Source organism: Microvirga guangxiensis (genome assembly GCF_900102135.1).
Lineage (GTDB): Bacteria > Pseudomonadota > Alphaproteobacteria > Rhizobiales > Beijerinckiaceae > Microvirga > Microvirga guangxiensis.
The window spans coordinates 274,946-292,929 of record NZ_FMVJ01000004.1; the positions used below are offsets into that span (position 1 = coordinate 274,946).

Below are 17,984 nucleotides of genomic sequence, written 5' to 3' on the forward strand. Positions count from 1 at the left end.
TAATCAAGGACTTTCCTCGGCCCCTGACTTTTATTGTCGGCATTTTAGTTCAGGGTCGCAGACTGGCCGGAGAGGAGGGGCAGCAGTGCATCCTTCAATGCCTTCATCTGCAGATGCGTCTCGGCCTCTGCTTGAGCGCCTTCCGAGTCCGGATTGAGTAGAGCGCGCAGGCGGGCGTTTTCCGCCGCGAGACGGTCGTTTTCAGCCATGAGGATCGCGACTTTCTCTTCGGCGATCCGCAGGCGGGCTTGTGCCTCGTTGCGTTCCTGTTCCCGCAGCTGCACCCGGTCACGCCAAAGGCGGCCTGCAACCGTTTCCGTTCCTTCCATCATCGTCGGCTCCTGGTGGCGCGATATTCCGCTTTTCCATTGCTCAAGCTCTCTTAAGGGAGTGTTGCCGGAAAAGGTTAACCATCCAGCTCAGGATAACGCCGGAAAATGCCTTCCTCGTTGAAGGGGATGCGGCGGGGACTCTCAAGATAGGCCCTGATCCGGGGCCGCTCGGCGACGGCCTCATGCAGGGCCGATACCTTCGGTGAAGCCTTCAAGGCGCGTTTCGCGGTTTTCGGAAAGGCATAGAGCAGGCCTTCCACGACCTGGAACAGGGAGAGGTCGACATAGGTGAGCGTGCCCCCGACGAGATAGCCGCTGTCCGTTGGATTGCGTGCGATGATCGTCTCGAACCAGTCGAGGAATTTTGGGATGCGGCTTTTCCGAAACTCAGCCGATCGGCGTAAAGCCTCTTCCTTCTGGTCTTCGTAATAGAGCTCGACGCCGATGGGATGGTGGGTGTCATGCGCCTCCGACACGAAATCGGCGATGGTGAGCTGGATCTGGTTGGTCCAGAGCCCGCCCGCCGGATCCTTCGGCGCGAGATCGTGGCGTGCGCCGAGATAGAGAAGGATCGCCGCCGTCTGGCCGATGATCGTCTCGCCATCTTTGAGGAAAGGCGGCGCGAAGGGAGGATGCTCCGCGTGATCCATCATCCGCATCATCACAGCGATGCCTTCAGCCTCACGCGCTACGTCAATGTAATCGGCTCCCGCCTCTTCGAGCGCCAGCCGCACGAACTCGCCACGTCCTTGGATGGTAGGCCAGTAATAGAGCTCGTACGCCATAGGTACGCTCTGCTAGTTGTTGAATACTGCCTTCTTCAACGCTTCGCGCAGACCTTGGTTCTCGACCTTGGGCTTGTCGCCCGAAAACAACGTCGCGGTTCCAAAGCGATAGACGCTGCCATTCGGGCGCGGCACGAAGATATACTCGATGTGACTGGTGTCCTCGTTATCGGTGCTGCAGGTCGTGAACACCCGTCTCATTGTGGGAAGGTCGGCGTCGGGTATTTTGCCGGAAGCAAACGTCCCCTTACACGCCTCGGCATCGCTGCCAATGACGCCGCCGACGAGAGTATCCACATTGTTCGCCCCATTCGGCACAATGTGGAGCACACCGAACGATGACGGCGCGCTCCATGCAACGGCTGCGGTGCGAACGATGTCTGGCATGCTGGGCTTGTTGGTCTCCGAGGACGTCAAGATCTTATAATCCCGAAGCTCTCCGGTGGAGAGAATGTTGGCGACGAACTGGGTCGCCTCGAGCTTCTCCTCGGCAGTAACGCCCTGCGCTGGAGCAGGAGGCGCAACTGCCTGGCGGGTGGTCCCAAAGGCCCGATAATCGGACGCCGTCCGTAACTTCCCTTCATTGGCACATGCCAGCAAGCTGGAGAGCGCCCGCGACGTTCCATTCAGGCTGAAACGCAAGAACCCGTTTCCTTCACGGACCACGAACATTCTGCCGACGCGAAACTGCTGGAAGATATCGGAGGTGGCAGGCAATTCCGCGATCGCGAAATCATCGTTTATCGCAATCGCCGACGATGTGTTGACCGGGAAGTTATCGATGACATAGGCGATGTCATATCTTTGGCCTGCCTTGAGGTTCCATTTCTGGTTGGCGAACCCGATACGCCACTTCAGCTCTTTGTCGATGGCAAAGAACAACGACGTTCCCGAATTGTAGGAAGCGTTCATGGAACAATGCGAGAAGCTCTCATCGTTCCTCTGAAAGTGCGCTGTGGCTCGCCAGTTGCCTGATTGAAAAGCCTCGAAGTTAAGCGTCTCCTGTGCAGAGCTGTTCCCACCCGCGAGAAAAAGGCTTCCGCACAGGATCGACCATAGAACTTTGGCTCTCATTTTCAGGTGGGCTCCCCAAGCACCGTAGAACGCTTGAGGCTAACATAAGGCCAAGGCTGAAACAATTCTCAAGAGTCTGCTCAAGAGGCGATCTTCCCGGAGCGAGAGCGCTAATGCGCCTCGTCCCAGTTCTGCGCGGCGCGCGTTTCCACAGCGAGCGGCACCTTGAGGGTCACGGCGGGGAAGGGCGCTTCCGTCATCACACGCGAGATCACGGGCAGGGTCGCTTCGATCTCGTCATCGGGCGCTTCGAACACCAGTTCGTCGTGCACCTGCAGCAGCATGCGCGCGGAGAGGCGCTCTGCTTTCAGCGCATCCTCCATGCGGGTCATGGCGCGACGGATGATGTCGGCGGCGGTGCCCTGGATGGGAGCATTGATCGCCTGACGCTCCACGCCCGCCCGCTCTGACGGGTTGGAAGACTTGATCTGCGGGTAATGGCACACGCGCCCGAAGAGCGTGGTGACGAAGCCTTTCTCCTTACAGAACCGCTTCGTCTCGTCGATATAGGTGCGGATGCCCGGAAAGCGCTCGAAATACTGCTTGATGAAGGTCGAGGCTTCCGCGTTGCCGATGCCGAGCCGCGTGGCGAGGCCGAAGGCGGAGATGCCGTAGATGATGCCGAAGTTGATGGTCTTCGCCTGACGGCGCAGATCCGGCGTCATCTGGTCGAGCGGCACTCCGAACATAGCGGATGCGGTCGCCGCGTGAATGTCGATGCCGTTGGCGAAGGCTTCCTGCAATTGCGGAATGTCGGCGATATGCGCAAGCAGGCGCAACTCGATCTGGCTGTAATCGGCCGAGATGATCTTGTGCCCTTCCGGCGCAGCGAAGGCCTTGCGGATCTTGCGGCCCGCCTCCGTGCGGATCGGGATGTTCTGCAGGTTCGGATCGGATGAGGAGAGGCGTCCCGTCGTGGTGGCGGCGAGCGAGAACGAGGTGTGCACCCGCTTGGTCTCGGGGTGCATGTGATCCTGCAGGGTATCGGTGTAGGTGGATTTGAGCTTCGCGAGCTGACGCCATTCGAGAATTTTCGCGGGCAGTTCGTGACCGGCCTGTGCCAGTTCGTCGAGCAGGGTCGCGGGCGTCGCCCATTGGCCGGACGGCGTCTTCTTCGCGCCCGGCAGACCCATCTTGCCGAAGAGGATATCGCCGATCTGCTTCGGTGAACCGAGGGCGAATTTCTCGCCTGCCATCTCGTGGATCTCATCCTCGAGGCGCGCAAGCGTCTGCGCGAAGTCGCCGGAGAGACGGCTCAGGATCTGCCGGTCCACGAGAATGCCGCGCATCTCCATGCGTGCGATCACATCGACGAGGGGACGCTCCAGCGTCTCGTAGACGGTGGAGCGATGCTCCGCCGTCAGGCGTGGTTTGAGAACCTGCCAGAGGCGCAGCGTCACATCCGCATCTTCCGCCGCATAGGCGGTTGCCTTGGAAATCTCGACCTTGTCGAAGGTCACCTTGTTCCGGCCGGTTCCCGCCACGTCCGAGAAGCTGATCGGCGCATGGCCCAGATGGCGGCGGGACAACTCGTCCATGCCGTGCGAGCCTTTGCCTGCATCGAGCACGTAGGAGATCAGCATCGTGTCGTCGATGGGGCGCACGTCGATGTTGTGCCGCTTGAACACGATCCAATCGTATTTCAGGTTCTGCCCGATCTTGAGGACGGATGCATCCTCCAGCATCGGCCGGATGACGTCGAGCGCATCGGTGACCGGAATCTGCCCCTGCACGAGTCCGCCGCCGAAGAGATCGGATTCATCGCGGTGCTGCAGCGGCACGTAGCAGGCCTTGCCGGGCTCCAGCGCCAGGGAGAAGCCCACGAGATCCGCAAGGTTGGCGTCGAGGTCGCTCGTTTCCGTGTCGACGGCGACATAGCCCTGTTCGCGCGCCTGCGCGACCCATTCCTTCAGCCGGTCGAGGCTTGTGATCGTTTCGTAGACCGACGTATCGATGGGAGCGGACGCGGCTTCCGTGGCGCGCTTTCCGGCGAGTTGCGACGGTGTGCCGATTCCCTCGAGAGGTTTGCGGATATTCCCTGTTTCCGGCAGGTCGAGACCGGCGAAAGGATCGACGTCGCCTGATACCGCGTCGCCTTTCTCGAAGAGCGGAGGTTCGGCACTGGCTCCGGCAAATCCGCCGTTGCGCTCCCACTTGATCGCCTCGCCGCCCGGCATCAGGCGCGGGTCGGGCTCGATGGCGGCGGGATCGGCATCGTAGAGCTCCGCCACGCGGCGCGTAAGCGTGCTGAACTCCATCGCTTTCAGGAAGCCGACAAGCGTCTTCGGATCGGGCTCGGGCATGCGCAGATCATCGAGCGGCACGGGAACGGGCGCCTCGCAATCCAGCGTCACGAGCTTCTTGGATAGGCGTGCCGCTTCCGCGTTGTTGATCAGCGTTTCGCGCCGCTTGGGCTGCTTGATTTCGTTCGCACGTTCAAGAAGCGTTTCGAGGTCGCCATATTCCTTGATGAGCTGTGCCGCAGTCTTGAGGCCGATGCCGGGAACGCCTGGCACGTTGTCCGAGGTGTCGCCCATAAGCGCGAGAACATCGCCGATTTTCTCCGGCGGGATCCCTTCCCATTTCTCGATGACGGCGGCTTCGTCGAGATTGCGCTCGGGTCGGTAGCCGGGCTTGCCTTTGGAGCCCGACTCGAAATCGTAGAAGCACACCTTCGGCCCCACGAGCTGCATCAGGTCCTTGTCGGAGGAGATGATGAGCACGTCCGCGCCGCGGGCCTTCGCCTGCTGGGTATAGGTAGCGATGAGATCGTCCGCCTCATAGCGCTGAAGCTCCACGGGCTCGAGGCCGAAGGCGCGGATGGCCTCGCGCATCAGCGGCATCTGGACCTTCAGGTCCTCCGGAGCATCGGGGCGGTGGCCCTTGTAATCCTCATAGAGTTCCTTGCGGAACGAGCCTTCGGACTTGTCGAGCACGATGGCGAGATGCGTGGGCTTCAGGCCCGCTGCGCCGTCTCGCATGAATTGCAGGAGCTTCGACACGAACAGGCGCACGGCCCCCGTCGGCATGCCATCCGAACTGCGGGAGTTGTACTTCTGGTCCTGGTTCATGGACTGGAAGTAGGCCCGGAAGATGAAGGAGGAGCCGTCGACGAGGAAAATGTGGTCGCCGGCTTGGACGGGACGGGAGGAAGCCATGGGTCTCGTTTGCTGAGAAGATCGACCCGCAAGAGATAGTGTTTTTAGGGGCCGATGGCTATGGCCGGCGCCCGTTTATGCAGCCTTCAGGCGCGCAAGGTCGAGATCGAGCTCCCTCAATGCCTGCATCACCACGCCCTCGGTGAGGAGATCGAGGGAGGATTCCACCACATGGATGGCGGCGAGCGCCCGCAGCTCCGGAATGGTCTGCGATTCGAGGGCGGCTTCGAAAGAGGGGCGCAACAGGTCCATGGCCCGAGTACCGGGACCGCAGATCACGATGTGGTCGGGTTCCAGCGTCTGGATCAGGATGCCGACCGCATCACCCAGCACTTCCCCTGCCTCGTGGAACAGGTTGAGGAGAGCGGAATCGCCCGCGCGGGCCTGCTCTACGATGCCGTTCATGGCCTCCTCCCCTGGCAGCAGCAGGGTGGGGGCAGGGCGGTGATCGATGAGCTGTGCGTCCCGGTGCAGGGCATAATCGGCGAGATAGGCCTCGATGCAGCCGCGCCCGCCGCAGCGGCATTGCGGTCCGCTCCGGCGCAGGCGCACATGGCCGAACTCGCTGCCGCCGAAGCGGGCTCCGCGATAGAGCTCTCCCTGGATGAGAAAGCCCATGCCGACGCCGTCGCCCACCATCAGGCAGGCCGTGCGGCCCGAGCGGAAGTCGGGATTGCGCTGGGAAATGGCGAAGGCCATGGCGCTGGCGTCGTTCTCGATCAGCACCGGCATGCCGAGCCGCTCGCTCAGGCCCGCAGCAAGCGGAAGGTCGCGGGCGCCGAGCACAGGACTCCAGGCCACGACCCCATCGCGCGTGTCCACATAGCCCTGGCAGGCAAGGCCGATGGCCTTTACGTCGGTCGCACCGGTTTCCCTGGCGAAAGCCGTAATCGTTTCCGCCAGAACATCCATCAGCTCATCCGCCTCGAGGCTGCGGAGGGGACGCTCCACATGACGGCTCGCCCGGTTGCGGCCGGCGCTGTCCACGAGGCGAAGTTCGATGCGGTTGAAGCCGGTCCAGACGCCGATCACGGAGCCCAGGGAATCGGCGAAGAACAGGCGGACCTTGGGACGACCCCGGATCAGGCCCGCGCCCTGATCGCTTGCTTCTTCCGCGATCAGGATGCCGTCATCTACCAGACTTGCCGTGAGTTCGGAGACGCTCGCCGGACTCATGCCGATATGCTGGCCGAGCTCCACGCGAGCCATGGGTCCCTCCCGGCGCAAAGCGTCCAGAAGACGCCGCCGGGCCGTTTCGCGAGGGGAGAGGGTGATCGTGCTCATGATGCTTATTTATTCAGATAATGAACTAATGAAGGCGAGATAAAAAGGGTGCCCGACCAATTAATGAGAAGTTTCCCGCTTGAAGGTGGCAAAGCCTAGGATAATTATTTCCTTGCTCGAACAATAACGCATGGCAGCGTGAGCCAACGTTCGTCGATCCGTCAAGGAGAGACAGCCTGCCATGAGCACAGGGCCTTGCAGGGAATCCGGGCCCAGGAGGAAACCAATGTCGTTCAAGAAGCACGCTCTCATCAGCCTTGCCGCTCTGGCGCTTTCGACCTCTGCAGCTCTCGCCCAGGGCAAGGGCCCGGTCGTCGGCGTCAGCTGGTCGAATTTCCAGGAAGAGCGCTGGAAGACAGACGAAGCCGCCATCAAGGCTGCGGTCGAGAAGGCTGGCGGCACCTATGTGTCGGCGGATGCCCAGTCCTCGCCCGCCAAGCAGCTCACCGACATCGAAAGCCTGATCTCCCGCGGCGCCAAGGCGCTGATCGTGCTGGCGCAGGATGCGGACGCGGTGCGCCCCGCCGTCGAGAAGGCCGTGGCCGAGGGTATTGCGGTGGTGGGCTATGACCGCCTCATCGAGATTCCGCAGGCCTTCTATCTCACCTTCGACAATGTCGAGGTCGGCCGGTTGCAGGCTCGCGAAGTGTTCAAGCTGAAGCCCGAGGGCAACTATGCCTTCATCAAGGGCTCGGGCTCCGATCCGAATGCCAACTTCCTGTTCCAGGGCTCGATGGAAGTGCTGAAACCCGCTATTGATGCAGGCAAGATCAAGAATGTAGGCGAGGCTTACACGGATGGCTGGCTCCCTGCCAACGCGCAGCGGAACATGGAGCAGTTCCTCACCAAGAACAACAACAAGATCGATGCCGTGATCGCCGCCAATGACGGCACTGCCGGCGGCGCCATCGCAGCCCTCAGCGCTCAGGGCCTTGCAGGCACCGTGCCGGTTTCCGGCCAGGATGCCGACAAGGCGGCCCTGAACCGCGTGGCGCTGGGCACGCAGACCGTGACCGTCTTCAAGGACGCCCGCGAACTCGGCCGCAACGCCGCCGAAATCGCCATTCAGCTGGCCGGGGGCAAGAAGCTCAGCGAGATCCAGGGTGCGAAGCCCTGGAACCTTGGACCGAAGAAGCAGAACATGACGGCTCTCTTCCTCACCCCCGTTGCGATCACGAAGGACAATCTCGACGTGGTCATCAATGCAGGCTGGGCTTCCAAGGAAGTCGTGTGCCAGGGCGTGAAGGCAGGCTCGGTGAAGGCCTGCAACTAAGACCCGACCCCTCTTCAGCAAACCCTTCTCGGCTTCACTGCCGGGAAGGGTATTTCTCATTGACCTTTATCCTTGCGTGACGCCATGAACGCACCTGTTGCCACAACCGCGCCGCCTCCCAGCTCCACATCCGGATCATTGCTGTCGAAGCTCGAGATCGATGTCCGCATGCTCGGCATGCTGGCTGCGCTCGCCGTGATCTGGGTCGGTTTCGATCTTCTGTCGGGAGGCGTCTTTCTTACGCCGCGCAATCTCTGGAACCTCTCGGTGCAGACCGCTTCCGTCGCGATTATGGCGACCGGCATGGTGCTCGTGATCGTGACGCGCAACATCGACCTTTCTGTCGGTGCGATTCTCGGTGTCACAGGCATGGTCATCGGTGTTGCGCAGGTGCAGTGGCTCCCCGCCTATCTCGGGCTCGAGCATTGGCTCACCGCGCCTCTCGCAGTACTGCTCGCCCTCGTCGTCGGCGGGTCCATCGGTCTCTTCCAGGGTTGGCTCATCGCCTATCTCGGCATTCCGTCCTTCATCGTCACCCTCGGGGGATTGCTTGTCTGGCGCGGCGCGGCCTGGTGGGTCACGACCGGGCAGACCGTTGCGCCGATGGATACGCGCTTCAAGGCTTTCGGCGGCGGCGTCGAAGGCGCGCTCGGCGCGACGGCCACATGGATCATCGCTGCGGTCGCCTGCGGTCTCATCATCGTCGGCCTTGGCCTCTCGCGCCGCCGTCGCCTGAGCTTCGGTTTCCCCGTGCGTCCGGGCTGGGCCGACGCGGTGATCGCCCTTGTAGCCTGCGGTACGGTGCTTGCAGCCGCCACCATCGCGAATTCCTATCCGATGCCCATGGGCACGGCGCGCGCCTGGGCCGAGGCTCGCGGCATCGCTTGGCCAGAAGGCGGTTTGTTTATCCCGCAGGGCGTGGCGCTGCCGGTGCTGATCGCCGTGATCGTCGGTCTCGTGATGACCTTCATCGCCACGCGCCGTCGTTTTGGCCGATACGTCTTCGCCATCGGCGGAAATCCCGAGGCGGCAGAGCTGTCGGGAATCAACACCCGCTGGACGCTGATGAAGGTATTCGGCTTCATGGGCCTCCTCTGCGGCATCTCGGCGTGCATCTCGACAGCGCGCCTGAACGCCGCCACCAACGCGGCCGGCACGCTCGACGAGCTCTACGTGATCGCATCCGCTGTCATCGGCGGCACGTCGCTCGCCGGTGGTATCGGCACCATCGCAGGCGCGATGCTCGGAGCGCTCGTCATGCAGTCGCTGCAATCGGGCATGGTGCTGCTCGGCGTCGATACGCCCCTGCAGAACATCGTCGTCGGCGCTGTTCTGGTGCTCGCGGTGTGGGTCGACGGTGTCTATCGCCGGCGCATCAAGTAAGAGGGGACGCGTGTCATGCAAACCAACGGAACGACGCCTCTCGTCGAGATGCGCAACATCTCCATCGCCTTCGGCGGCATCAAGGCAGTGGACGACGTCTCCATCGATCTGCGCCCCGGTGAGGTGGTGGGTCTGCTCGGTCACAACGGCGCAGGCAAGTCGACGCTGATCAAGATCCTCTCCGGCGCCTACAGGCCGGATACTGGTGAGATCTATGTGAACGGTCAGCACGCGGACATCTCCACCCCGCGCGATGCCAAGCGGTTCGGCATTGAGACGATCTATCAGACCCTGGCGCTTGCCGATAACATCGATGCGGCGGGCAACATCTTCCTCGGCCGCGAGGTGCTGACGCCTTACGGCACCCTCGACGATGCGACGATGGAGGCGGAAACGCGCAAGGTCATGGCGCGGCTCAACCCTCACTTCCGCCGTTTCAAGGAGCCGGTGAAGGCGCTCTCCGGCGGCCAGCGTCAATCGGTGGCGATTGCGCGCGCGATCTACTTCAATGCCCGCGTGCTGATCATGGACGAGCCGACGGCGGCGCTCGGCCCTGCCGAGACGCAGCAGGTAGCGGACCTCGTGCTGCAGCTGAAGAAGGAGGGCATCGGCATCTTCCTCATCAGCCACGACATCCACGATGTGTTCGGCCTCGCCGACCGCGTGAGCGTGATGAAGAACGGCAAGCTCGTGGGTTCCGCCAACGTGCAGGATGTCACGCAGGACGAAGTGCTCGGCATGATCATCCTCGGCAAGTGCCCGCCCGGCGCAACGCCTGGGCCGGGCGCGAGCTGAGAAAAAGCAGTCATCCCGGGGCTGCGGAGCAGAACCTGGGATCGCGCGACAAATCCAGCGCCCTATCCTGACGACGATCCGGGATCTTCGCGACGCTTCGTCCGGATGAAGCTGACGATCGGATTAAGCCCTGGACCCGACAGCCATCGGAGCGGAAGCCTCTCGTGCTTCCGCTTCCTCTTTTTTCCGCACCGTTTCCAGCGTGTCACGCCGCACGATCATGCAGAGGATCGCGAGCGGAATGCCAAGCGCCGCTGTGCCGGTGAACAGCAGCGAGTAGCCATAGGCATCGACGACCGCGCCCGATGCGCCGCCGATGAGCTTGCCGGGCAGCGCATAGAGCGAGCTGAGAAGCGCGTATTGGGTGGCTGCAAATCCTGGCGAGGTCAGGCCCGACATATAGGCGATCAGCGCCGCGCCTGCGAAACCTTGCGCGAAATTGTCGATGCTGATGGTGAGCGTCAGTCCCGTCAGCGTGGCGTTGCCTGCGGCGAGCCAGGAGAACATCACGTTCGATCCGGCAGCGAGACATGCCCCGATCAGGAGGGTCCACCAGAGGCCGATGCGGGTGAGTGCAAGGCCGCCACTGAAGGCTCCGACGATGCCGATCCACACGCCATAGAGTTTCGAGATATTGGCAATATCGGCCTTGGAGAAACCGAGGTCGATATAGAGCGGGTTTGCCATGATGCCCGCCATGAAGTCCGGCAGGCGATAGCAGGCGATGAGCGCCAGTATCGGGATCAGCATCATCCGCTTGCGCTGGAAGAGATCGGCGAGAGGATCGATGATGGCTTGGACAAAGGGAGGGTTTTCGCGAACGCGAACTTCATCGATGCGCGGAGCGAGCAGGGTGCCCACGAGGCCCACGCCCATGAGCGCCCCCATGGACAGATAAGCGGAAGGCCAGCTTGCGAGCTCGGCGATGTACAGCGCGCCGGCGCCGGCGCAGAGGAGAGCCAGGCGATAGCCGAGCTGGAGGCTCGCCGCCATCATGCCCTGGCGCTCGGTCGGGGCCGCATCGATGCGCCAGCCGTCGATCACCACATCCTGCGTGGCTGAGAAGAAGGCGATCATGACGGCGGAGACGATAGTGAGTGGAAGGCTCACCAGAGGACCCGTGAGAGCCATGCCGACGAGACCTGCCATCACGCCGAGCTGCGCTACCAGCATCCAGCCGCGGCGGCGTCCGAGGAGGCTGGCGAGGACGGGCACGTCATAGCGGTCGACGATGGGAGCCCAGAGGAACTTGAAAGAATAGGCGAGACCGACCCAGCTCATCAGGCCGATGAGCGTGAGCGAGATGCCTGCTTCCCTGAGCCATGTGGACAGGGTGCTGAACACGAGCAGGAAGGGCAGGCCCGAAGAGAACCCGAGCGGCAGCATGAGCGCGATGCGCCCATCGGTCAGAACATCGCGAAGGGTAAGGCGGCGTTTGGCTTGGACCATGGCAGGCTCGATTCGTGATTCAGGGTCAGCCCTTCAGGACCGCGCTTGAAGCTGGCACTTGAGCCCTTGCAGAGGTGTTAACGCGCCGTTGCGAGCTGTGTTGCGCCAGCGCCCGTGGTCTGGGCCACCGGCTGCTCCGCCAGGGTCTCTATGGCATCGGCCACATGATTGGCCAGGCAATCATAGCCCTTGTCGCTCATGTGGAAGCCGTCGGCCGAAAGCATGGAGCGCAGCTCCTCAGCCGAGCGGCTGTTCCAATCCTGCATCAAGGCATAACGCGAGAAGACCGAAACCTTGCGCTCAAGTCCTAGCGCACTGACCGTTTGAACGAAGCGTTCGTATCGGCCCATGTCCTTGATGGTCGGGAAATATTGCTGGTCCAGAAGGATCAGGCCTGTGCCGGCGGCCTTCACGGCCGAGATGCCGCGGTCCAGGAGGGCGCGGAAGGCTTCTTCGTTCACACCCCGGATGGCATCGTTCGTGCCGACCTGCCAGATGACGAGGTCGTAGCTTTGGGCCTTGAGGGCAGCCTCGAGCCGATCGATGGTCTCGATGGCCGTCTCGCCTCCCCTGCCCGCATTGACGACGGTGACGCCATCTTTCCAGCTTTCGCCCAGCTCGTCCTCAAGCTGGGCCGGATAAGCGTGATCGGGCGACGAGGCGCCGATGCCCTCCGTGGAGGACGATCCGATGGCGAGGATGCGGATGGGCTCATGCCGTTCAACCTTCCGGGTGAGGGAAGGCAGAGACTCATTAACCGTGAAAATCTTGCGCTTCGTATCGCAGGACTTGTTATCCGAAGCGGCGGAGGCCGGCGTGCCAAGTAAAGCCAAGCTTAGGAAGAGAGCCGCCCCTGAGATGGCGACAATTCGAGCCCCTTGGCCTGCTCTTTTTTGCGGGCAGGCAGCTTTTGTTTGTTCCATTCGAGATATCGCGCCAGTGCAAGAAGACTAATGATACCAAGAATGGTGAATACCATGCCGATGATCTGCGGACTAGCGGAGGATTTGACGGCGGCCAGCGTCATGATGACCTGTCCCGCAGCGCTCAGGAGCGAGCCCACGGCAAAGATCGTAAGAGCGTGCTGCCCGAGGCGGATCAGGTCGGGGCCGACGGGCGTATTCTTGAGAACGTCGCCGATCCTGAACTGGGTCAGCAGATAGGCAAGGGCCAGGAAGTGCAGCATGCGGGCCAGACCCAGATCATGCTTGCTGAGATCGAGCTTCGTTCCAGCAAATTCCGGAAGCCAGGGCAGCAGGCCGAAGCCCGCCGTGGTTGCGAGGGTCGAAAATACAACGAAAGCGAGGGCGCCGATGGCAAGGCCACGCTTGTAGGGAACAGGCCTCTCAAGCATCAGAAGACCGGTCAGGATTCCGAGCGTGAACAGGAATTGCCATGCGAAAGGATTGAAGAACCACGTTCCGGGCTCTGGCCAGCTGTGCAGGGTCAGTGCTCCCGTGCGCGCGAGAGCATAAATGCCGCCGGACACCAGGAGCGCCACGCCGGCATGGAACCGAGCGAGAATAAGCGCCATGGGCGCCCAGAGCATGAGAGCGATGTATAGCGGCAGAATATTGAAGTAGCCAAGCTGGTGGCCAAGCAGGATGATGCCCGTAATGCCTTTGGCGGTATTCCCGAATACGGCGTTGCGCCCATGTTCTTCGATGAGCCCGATCTCTTCACTCAGTTCATAGCCGATGGAGAAGAGAACGATGGCGCCGGCCGTCAAGACGAGATGAACCCGATAGAGTTCAAAAGCACGCTTAAGGCAACGCTTCACAACTCCGAACAGATCGCCCTGGGGCAGCTTCGGACCATAAACGAGCGCGACCGACAAACCCGAGATGAAAATGAATGCTTCTGTCGAATCGGAGAAACCGAAATTGCGCGGCGTGACGTGTTCGATGAGGTTGCCTGGAATGTGATTGACGAAGATGATCACGAGGACGAGCCCCCGCCAAAAATCAATCGTCGTGTTTCGTTCCAAGGTTGCCATCGACCTGCTCTTTAATCCTCACGATGTATGAAACGCCATGATGGCGAAGCGGTTGCCTTAGCACCTGCAGCAGTCGAATGCATCTGCGCATGGCCGAGGGTATCACCGCGGTGACGGCCAATCGAATTACAAAAAATTCATGTTCGCGTAAGCCTAGCGGTCAGAAGAGTTTTCGGCTTTTCGCGTCTCTTTGAGGAGCTTTGCCAAAAAGACTTCCAGCGCCCGTTCGGGCGGGCAATCTTTCTCCGTGAGCACGTGTAGGCCCCATTGCTCGAGAACGGTCTGCTCCACTGGATTGGGACGCAACATGAATACATAAGACGATGGCCTGTCGCGTTCATATCCTGAACCGGCCCATGTTCTCCAAAGCCGATGCATGAGAAAGCGGATGTTGAGATCCGTCATGCTGTAGCCGACGAACAGGATCGTCTTGCCGAGTGCGTCCGCTCGGAACTTGATGTCGAGAGGCGATTCGAAGGAGAGGCGTTCGAGATAGTCGGTTTCTGCAATCACGATGGAATCGTCATTGTCGAAGTCGCCATGATATTTCACGATTTGCGGCACGCCCTCGCGGACGCGGGCAATATCCTTGGCGTTCACGATCTTCACATAGTCCTTGCCATGAAGATCGAAGGCGGTTTCCAGGTTGCGGTCGAAATTCGTGGTGTAGATGATGGGAAAGTCGAGCTTGCAGATGAGCTCGTGAACCTTCGAGGCTTTGAGCTTGTCTTCCTGAATGGTCCAGTTCCGGTCCATCCAGCTGCGCAAGGGGCCGATACTGCCCTGCTTGATCCGGTAGAACTCCGCGAGCGTCAGGTAGTTCAAGTCTCCTTCCCTGAACTCGGACAGGTCGAGGTTGAGTTCCTGGGCGACATGCTCGATCAGCGTGCTCCAAGAGGGAAGCCCTAAGGTCATTGATACCCCGGCTCCGGCAAACAGGATCGCTCGCCGCTTCCTGATGGCCTCGACCAGATCTTCCAGCACTTCACGGCGCTCCCGACAACGAACTCCCGTTCATAACGCTCGAACAGGGGTGTCGGGCTCAAAGTCATGGATAACTTGAGCATTTCATGTGTTGTAGTGAGAATGAGCGGTTCAGGCAGGAAAGGACCCGATGTGACAGCCTACCGGATCAAGCAGATCGATACCGCCTATGAAGGATGGCGCAAGCTTCTGAGGCTCACCATTCAGATGCCGGATGGAAGGACGATGCTCCGCGAGGTCCTCAACAGCGGCGATGCCGCCGCCGTGCTGCCTTACGATCTCGAAAGGCGAAAAGTCGTTCTCGTGCGGCAGTTCCGGGCGCCGGTCATGCATGTCGAGGGCCATCCGGATTTTCTGGAAGCGATCGCGGGCCTGCTCGACGAGGATGAGGCCGAGGACTGCGCCCGGCGTGAGAGCATGGAGGAGGCGGGCCTGCGCGTCGAACGTCTGGAGCCTCTGGGCCATTTCTGGTCCGCGCCCGGGATCACGACCGAACGTCTGCATCTGTTTCTCGCGCCTTATATGGAGGCTGACCGCGTCGCCGACGGCGGAGGCCTCGACGATGAGCACGAGGATATCGAGGTGCTGGAGGTGAGCTTCGACGAACTGGCGAAACTACTCACCTCCAACACTGTCGCCGACATGAAGACGGCGGTTCTCATACAGGCCCTGCAGCTGAAGCACCCGCAGGCCTTCAAGGATTAAGCGAGGCGCTCGGCGTGCCAGCGCAGATGATCCTCGATGAAGGTGGCGATGAAAAAGTACGAATGATCGTATCCTTCCTGCCGACGCAGGGTGAGGGGCTGGCCAGCCTTGGCGCAAGCCTCTTCCAAGAGCTGCGGTTTCAGCTGGTTTTCCAGGAAGCTGTCCGCAAGACCCTGATCGACGAGAATATCGGGTACCCGCGCGCCGCTCTCGATGAGCGCGCAGGCATCGTATTCGTGCCACTGGGAGCGATCTGCACCGATGTAATGCGACAGCGCCTTTTCGCCCCACGGGCAGTTCATGGGCGAAGCGATCGGTGCAAAGGCTGACACGGCCTTGAAGCGTCCGGGATTGCGCAGCGCGATGGTGAGCGCACCGTGTCCGCCCATGGAATGGCCGGTGATGCCTTGGCGCTCCATGTCGGCGGGCAGGTTCTCTGCAATCAGCGCAGGCAGCTCGCGCTCGATATAGGAGCGCATGCGATAATTCTTCGCCCATGGCTCTTGCGTCGCATCGACGTAGAAGCCCGCGCCGAGGCCGAAATCGTAGGCGCTCTCCGGATCGTCGGGCACGCCCTCGCCGCGGGGGCTCGTATCCGGTGCAATGAGGATGAGGCCGAGTTCCGAGGCCATGCGCTGAGCGCCTGCTTTGACGGTGAAGTTCTCTTCCGTGCAGGTCAGCCCTGACAGGAACCACACCACCGGAACCTTGCCTCCGGCCGCTTGCGGCGGAACGTAGGCTGCAAGGCGCATGGCCGTGCCGGTTTCCTGCGAGGTGTGACGATAGACGAACTGCGTGCCGCCGAAGCAGCGCGATTGCGAGACAGTCTCGAAACTCATGCCGGTCACCTATCAGTAAACGATGACGGAGCGGATCGACTTGCCCTCGTGCATGAGGTCGAAGGCAGTATTGATCTCATCGAGCGGCATCTTGTGGGTGATCAGATCGTCGATGTTGATCTTGCCCTCCATGTACCAATCCACGATCTTCGGCACGTCCGTACGTCCGCGCGCGCCGCCGAAGGCCGTTCCCTTCCACACGCGCCCCGTGACGAGCTGGAAGGGACGGGTGGAGATTTCCTTTCCGGCTTCAGCCACGCCGATGATGATGCTCTCGCCCCAGCCGCGATGGCAGCATTCGAGCGCTTGGCGCATCACATCCGTGTTGCCTGTGGCGTCGAACGAGAAGTCCGCGCCGCCGCTCGTGAGATCGACGATGGCCTGCACCACCTTGTCGTTGCCGATTTCCTTGGGGTTGATGAAGTCGGTCATGCCGAACTTGCGCGCCATCTCGGCCTTGGCCGGATTGATGTCGACGCCGATGATCTTGTCGGCGCCCACCATGCGCGCGCCCTGGATCACATTGAGCCCGATGCCGCCGAGGCCGAACACCACCACGTTTGCGCCCGGCCACACCTTGGCGGTGTAGAGCACCGCGCCGATGCCGGTGGTGACGCCGCAGCCGATGTAGCAGATCTTGTCGAAGGGCGCGTCTTCACGAACCTTCGCCAGCGCGATCTCCGGCAAAACCGTGAAGTTCGCAAATGTCGAGCAGCCCATGTAGTGGAACACGGTTTCGCCATCGCAGCGGAAGCGGCTGGTGCCGTCCGGCATCACGCCTTGCCCTTGAGTGGAGCGGATCGCGGTGCAAAGATTGGTACGGCGCGAGAGGCAGGATTTGCAGTTGCGGCATTCGGGCGTGTAGAGCGGGATGACGTGATCGCCGACCTTCAACGTGGTCACGCCGGGGCCGACCTCTCGCACGATGCCCGCGCCTTCATGCCCGAGGATCGCCGGGAACTTGCCCTCGGAATCGAGGCCGGAGAGCGTGTAGGCGTCCGTGTGGCAGACGCCTGTTGCCATGACCTCAACCAGAACCTCGCCTGCCTTTGGGCCTTCGATGCGGATGGTCTCGATGGTGAGCGGCTTGCCAGCCTCCCATGCGACGGCGGCTCTGGTTTCCATGCTCGTCTCTCCTCATGTGATTCGATGAGGTGGACTATGGGAAGTGCCATGACCCAAGGTCAATGGAAACCGGCCTCTTGCCCCGAGGCTTTCCAGACAGGCCTTCAGGACATATGTGTCTTTCGACAACCGAAGGATCAGCCTGTGCCCAATGTTCGCGCCGCCATTATTCCCGTCACGCCGTTCCAGCAGAACTGCACGTTACTCTGGTGCGAAAAGACGAAGAAGGGTGCCGTTGTCGATCCTGGCGGCGATCTCGAGCGCATTCGCGATGCGATCGCGCAAAGCGGCGTAAGCGTGGAGAAGATCATTCTCACGCACGGCCATATCGACCATGCAGCAGGTGCGGCGGAACTACGTGAGGAACTTGGCGTCCTGATCGAAGGTCCGCATCAGGCGGACGATTTTCTGCTGCAGCGCTTGGCCGAGCAGGGGCAGGCTTACGGAATTCCCTCACGCGCAGTCACGCCGGACCGGTGGCTGAACGAGGGCGATGCGGTAACGGTCGGCGAATTGACGCTCGACGTTCTGCACTGTCCCGGCCATTCGCCCGGCAGCGTCGTGCTAGTCTCGAAGGCGGAGCGCTTCGCCATTGTGGGAGATGTGATCTTCCAGGGTTCCGTCGGACGCGTCGACCTTCCCGGCGGCGATGGCAAGGCGCTCATCGCTTCGATCAAGGACAAGCTGCTGCCGCTTGGCGACGACATCGCCTTCATCTGCGGTCACGGTCCCATGAGCACGCTTGGACAGGAGCGGCAGACGAACCCGTTCCTCCAGGGTGAAGACCTGCTCTGAAACGATG

The 17,984-nt window shown here is 61.5% G+C and carries 16 protein-coding genes; 5 read left to right on the forward strand and 11 right to left on the reverse strand.

Translation table 11 applies throughout. The features are described 5' to 3' along the window. Window positions 1-44: 44 nt before the first annotated feature. From BLP10_RS07770 to BLP10_RS07790, 5 genes are all read right to left on the reverse strand, one after another. Window positions 45-332 carry a hypothetical protein gene (locus BLP10_RS07770; protein WP_091133015.1) on the reverse strand — a complete coding sequence of 96 codons (288 nt, stop codon included), beginning with the start codon at window positions 330-332 and terminating at the stop codon, window positions 45-47. A 74-nt stretch (window positions 333-406) separates the two neighbouring features. Beyond that, the gene (locus BLP10_RS07775; protein WP_091133019.1) at window positions 407-1,117 is read right to left on the reverse strand and encodes a glutathione S-transferase; all 711 of its coding nucleotides are present in this window, start codon (window positions 1,115-1,117) and stop codon (window positions 407-409) included. 12 nt (window positions 1,118-1,129) lie between these two features. Next, window positions 1,130-2,029: a hypothetical protein gene (locus BLP10_RS07780; RefSeq protein ID WP_091133022.1), complete on the reverse strand. Its 900-nt coding sequence runs from the start codon at window positions 2,027-2,029 to the stop codon at window positions 1,130-1,132. A gap of 272 nt (window positions 2,030-2,301) precedes the next feature. Next, on the reverse strand, window positions 2,302-5,349 hold the full coding sequence (polA, locus tag BLP10_RS07785; RefSeq protein ID WP_091133025.1) for a DNA polymerase I: 3,048 nt from the start codon (window positions 5,347-5,349) through the stop codon (window positions 2,302-2,304). 75 nt (window positions 5,350-5,424) lie between these two features. Next, on the reverse strand, window positions 5,425-6,633 hold the full coding sequence (locus tag BLP10_RS07790; RefSeq protein ID WP_091133028.1) for an ROK family protein: 1,209 nt from the start codon (window positions 6,631-6,633) through the stop codon (window positions 5,425-5,427). 226 nt (window positions 6,634-6,859) lie between these two features. Here BLP10_RS07790 and xylF point away from each other — a divergent pair, with 226 nt between their 5' ends. From xylF to BLP10_RS07805, 3 genes are all read left to right on the forward strand, one after another. Then, on the forward strand, window positions 6,860-7,906 hold the full coding sequence (gene xylF / locus BLP10_RS07795) for a D-xylose ABC transporter substrate-binding protein (protein ID WP_091133033.1): 1,047 nt from the start codon (window positions 6,860-6,862) through the stop codon (window positions 7,904-7,906). An 84-nt stretch (window positions 7,907-7,990) separates the two neighbouring features. Next, the gene (locus tag BLP10_RS07800) at window positions 7,991-9,289 is read left to right on the forward strand and encodes a sugar ABC transporter permease (protein ID WP_091133036.1); all 1,299 of its coding nucleotides are present in this window, start codon (window positions 7,991-7,993) and stop codon (window positions 9,287-9,289) included. Between the two features lie 15 nt (window positions 9,290-9,304). Further along, the gene (locus tag BLP10_RS07805) at window positions 9,305-10,084 is read left to right on the forward strand and encodes an ATP-binding cassette domain-containing protein (protein ID WP_091133040.1); all 780 of its coding nucleotides are present in this window, start codon (window positions 9,305-9,307) and stop codon (window positions 10,082-10,084) included. Between the two features lie 123 nt (window positions 10,085-10,207). On the opposite strand, the gene BLP10_RS07810 is transcribed toward BLP10_RS07805, so the two are convergent. The 4 genes from BLP10_RS07810 to BLP10_RS07825 form a co-directional block, all read right to left on the reverse strand. After that, window positions 10,208-11,533, reverse strand: a complete 1,326-nt coding sequence (locus tag BLP10_RS07810) for an AmpG family muropeptide MFS transporter (protein WP_244510441.1) — start codon at window positions 11,531-11,533, stop codon at window positions 10,208-10,210. Window positions 11,534-11,610: 77 nt separating this feature from the next. Further along, window positions 11,611-12,366, reverse strand: coding sequence for an SGNH/GDSL hydrolase family protein (locus BLP10_RS07815; RefSeq protein WP_175493821.1), 756 nt, complete (start codon window positions 12,364-12,366; stop codon window positions 11,611-11,613). A gap of 2 nt (window positions 12,367-12,368) precedes the next feature. Next, window positions 12,369-13,529 (reverse strand): OpgC family protein, encoded by a 1,161-nt coding sequence (locus BLP10_RS07820; protein ID WP_091133046.1) that lies wholly within the window; start codon window positions 13,527-13,529, stop codon window positions 12,369-12,371. Window positions 13,530-13,682: 153 nt separating this feature from the next. Next, window positions 13,683-14,513 (reverse strand): SIR2 family NAD-dependent protein deacylase, encoded by an 831-nt coding sequence (locus tag BLP10_RS07825; protein ID WP_091133050.1) that lies wholly within the window; start codon window positions 14,511-14,513, stop codon window positions 13,683-13,685. Window positions 14,514-14,645: 132 nt separating this feature from the next. Here BLP10_RS07825 and BLP10_RS07830 point away from each other — a divergent pair, with 132 nt between their 5' ends. After that, window positions 14,646-15,218 (forward strand): NUDIX domain-containing protein, encoded by a 573-nt coding sequence (locus tag BLP10_RS07830; RefSeq protein WP_175493822.1) that lies wholly within the window; start codon window positions 14,646-14,648, stop codon window positions 15,216-15,218. Here BLP10_RS07830 and fghA read toward each other — a convergent pair. Both fghA and BLP10_RS07840 read right to left on the reverse strand, forming a co-directional pair. Continuing rightward, the gene (fghA, locus tag BLP10_RS07835; RefSeq protein ID WP_091133056.1) at window positions 15,215-16,057 is read right to left on the reverse strand and encodes an S-formylglutathione hydrolase; all 843 of its coding nucleotides are present in this window, start codon (window positions 16,055-16,057) and stop codon (window positions 15,215-15,217) included. The genes BLP10_RS07830 and fghA overlap by 4 nt on opposite strands. Window positions 16,058-16,069: 12 nt before the next feature. Continuing rightward, complete coding sequence (locus BLP10_RS07840) at window positions 16,070-17,182, reverse strand: S-(hydroxymethyl)glutathione dehydrogenase/class III alcohol dehydrogenase (protein ID WP_091133060.1); 1,113 nt, start codon at window positions 17,180-17,182, stop codon at window positions 16,070-16,072. A 144-nt stretch (window positions 17,183-17,326) separates the two neighbouring features. Here BLP10_RS07840 and BLP10_RS07845 point away from each other — a divergent pair, with 144 nt between their 5' ends. Next, a complete protein-coding gene (locus BLP10_RS07845) occupies window positions 17,327-17,977 on the forward strand; it encodes an MBL fold metallo-hydrolase (protein WP_244510442.1) in 651 nt (216 codons plus the stop codon). Window positions 17,978-17,984: the final 7 nt, after the last annotated feature.

Excerpts from the sequence above, each read along its gene's own strand:
- BLP10_RS07770 (WP_091133015.1), bottom strand. The coding sequence starts at position 332 with ATGATGGAAGGAACGGAAACGGTTGCAGGCCGCCTTTGGCGTGACCGG.
- BLP10_RS07810 (WP_244510441.1), bottom strand. The coding sequence starts at position 11,533 with ATGGTCCAAGCCAAACGCCGCCTTACCCTTCGCGATGTTCTGACCGAT.
- BLP10_RS07805 (WP_091133040.1), top strand. The coding sequence starts at position 9,305 with ATGCAAACCAACGGAACGACGCCTCTCGTCGAGATGCGCAACATCTCC.
- BLP10_RS07840 (WP_091133060.1), bottom strand. The coding sequence starts at position 17,182 with ATGGAAACCAGAGCCGCCGTCGCATGGGAGGCTGGCAAGCCGCTCACC.
- BLP10_RS07775 (WP_091133019.1), bottom strand. The coding sequence starts at position 1,117 with ATGGCGTACGAGCTCTATTACTGGCCTACCATCCAAGGACGTGGCGAG.
- polA (WP_091133025.1), bottom strand. The coding sequence starts at position 5,349 with ATGGCTTCCTCCCGTCCCGTCCAAGCCGGCGACCACATTTTCCTCGTC.
- BLP10_RS07800 (WP_091133036.1), top strand. The coding sequence starts at position 7,991 with ATGAACGCACCTGTTGCCACAACCGCGCCGCCTCCCAGCTCCACATCC.
- xylF (WP_091133033.1), top strand. The coding sequence starts at position 6,860 with ATGTCGTTCAAGAAGCACGCTCTCATCAGCCTTGCCGCTCTGGCGCTT.
- BLP10_RS07790 (WP_091133028.1), bottom strand. The coding sequence starts at position 6,633 with ATGAGCACGATCACCCTCTCCCCTCGCGAAACGGCCCGGCGGCGTCTT.
- fghA (WP_091133056.1), bottom strand. The coding sequence starts at position 16,057 with ATGAGTTTCGAGACTGTCTCGCAATCGCGCTGCTTCGGCGGCACGCAG.
- BLP10_RS07820 (WP_091133046.1), bottom strand. The coding sequence starts at position 13,529 with ATGGCAACCTTGGAACGAAACACGACGATTGATTTTTGGCGGGGGCTC.
- BLP10_RS07780 (WP_091133022.1), bottom strand. The coding sequence starts at position 2,029 with ATGAACGCTTCCTACAATTCGGGAACGTCGTTGTTCTTTGCCATCGAC.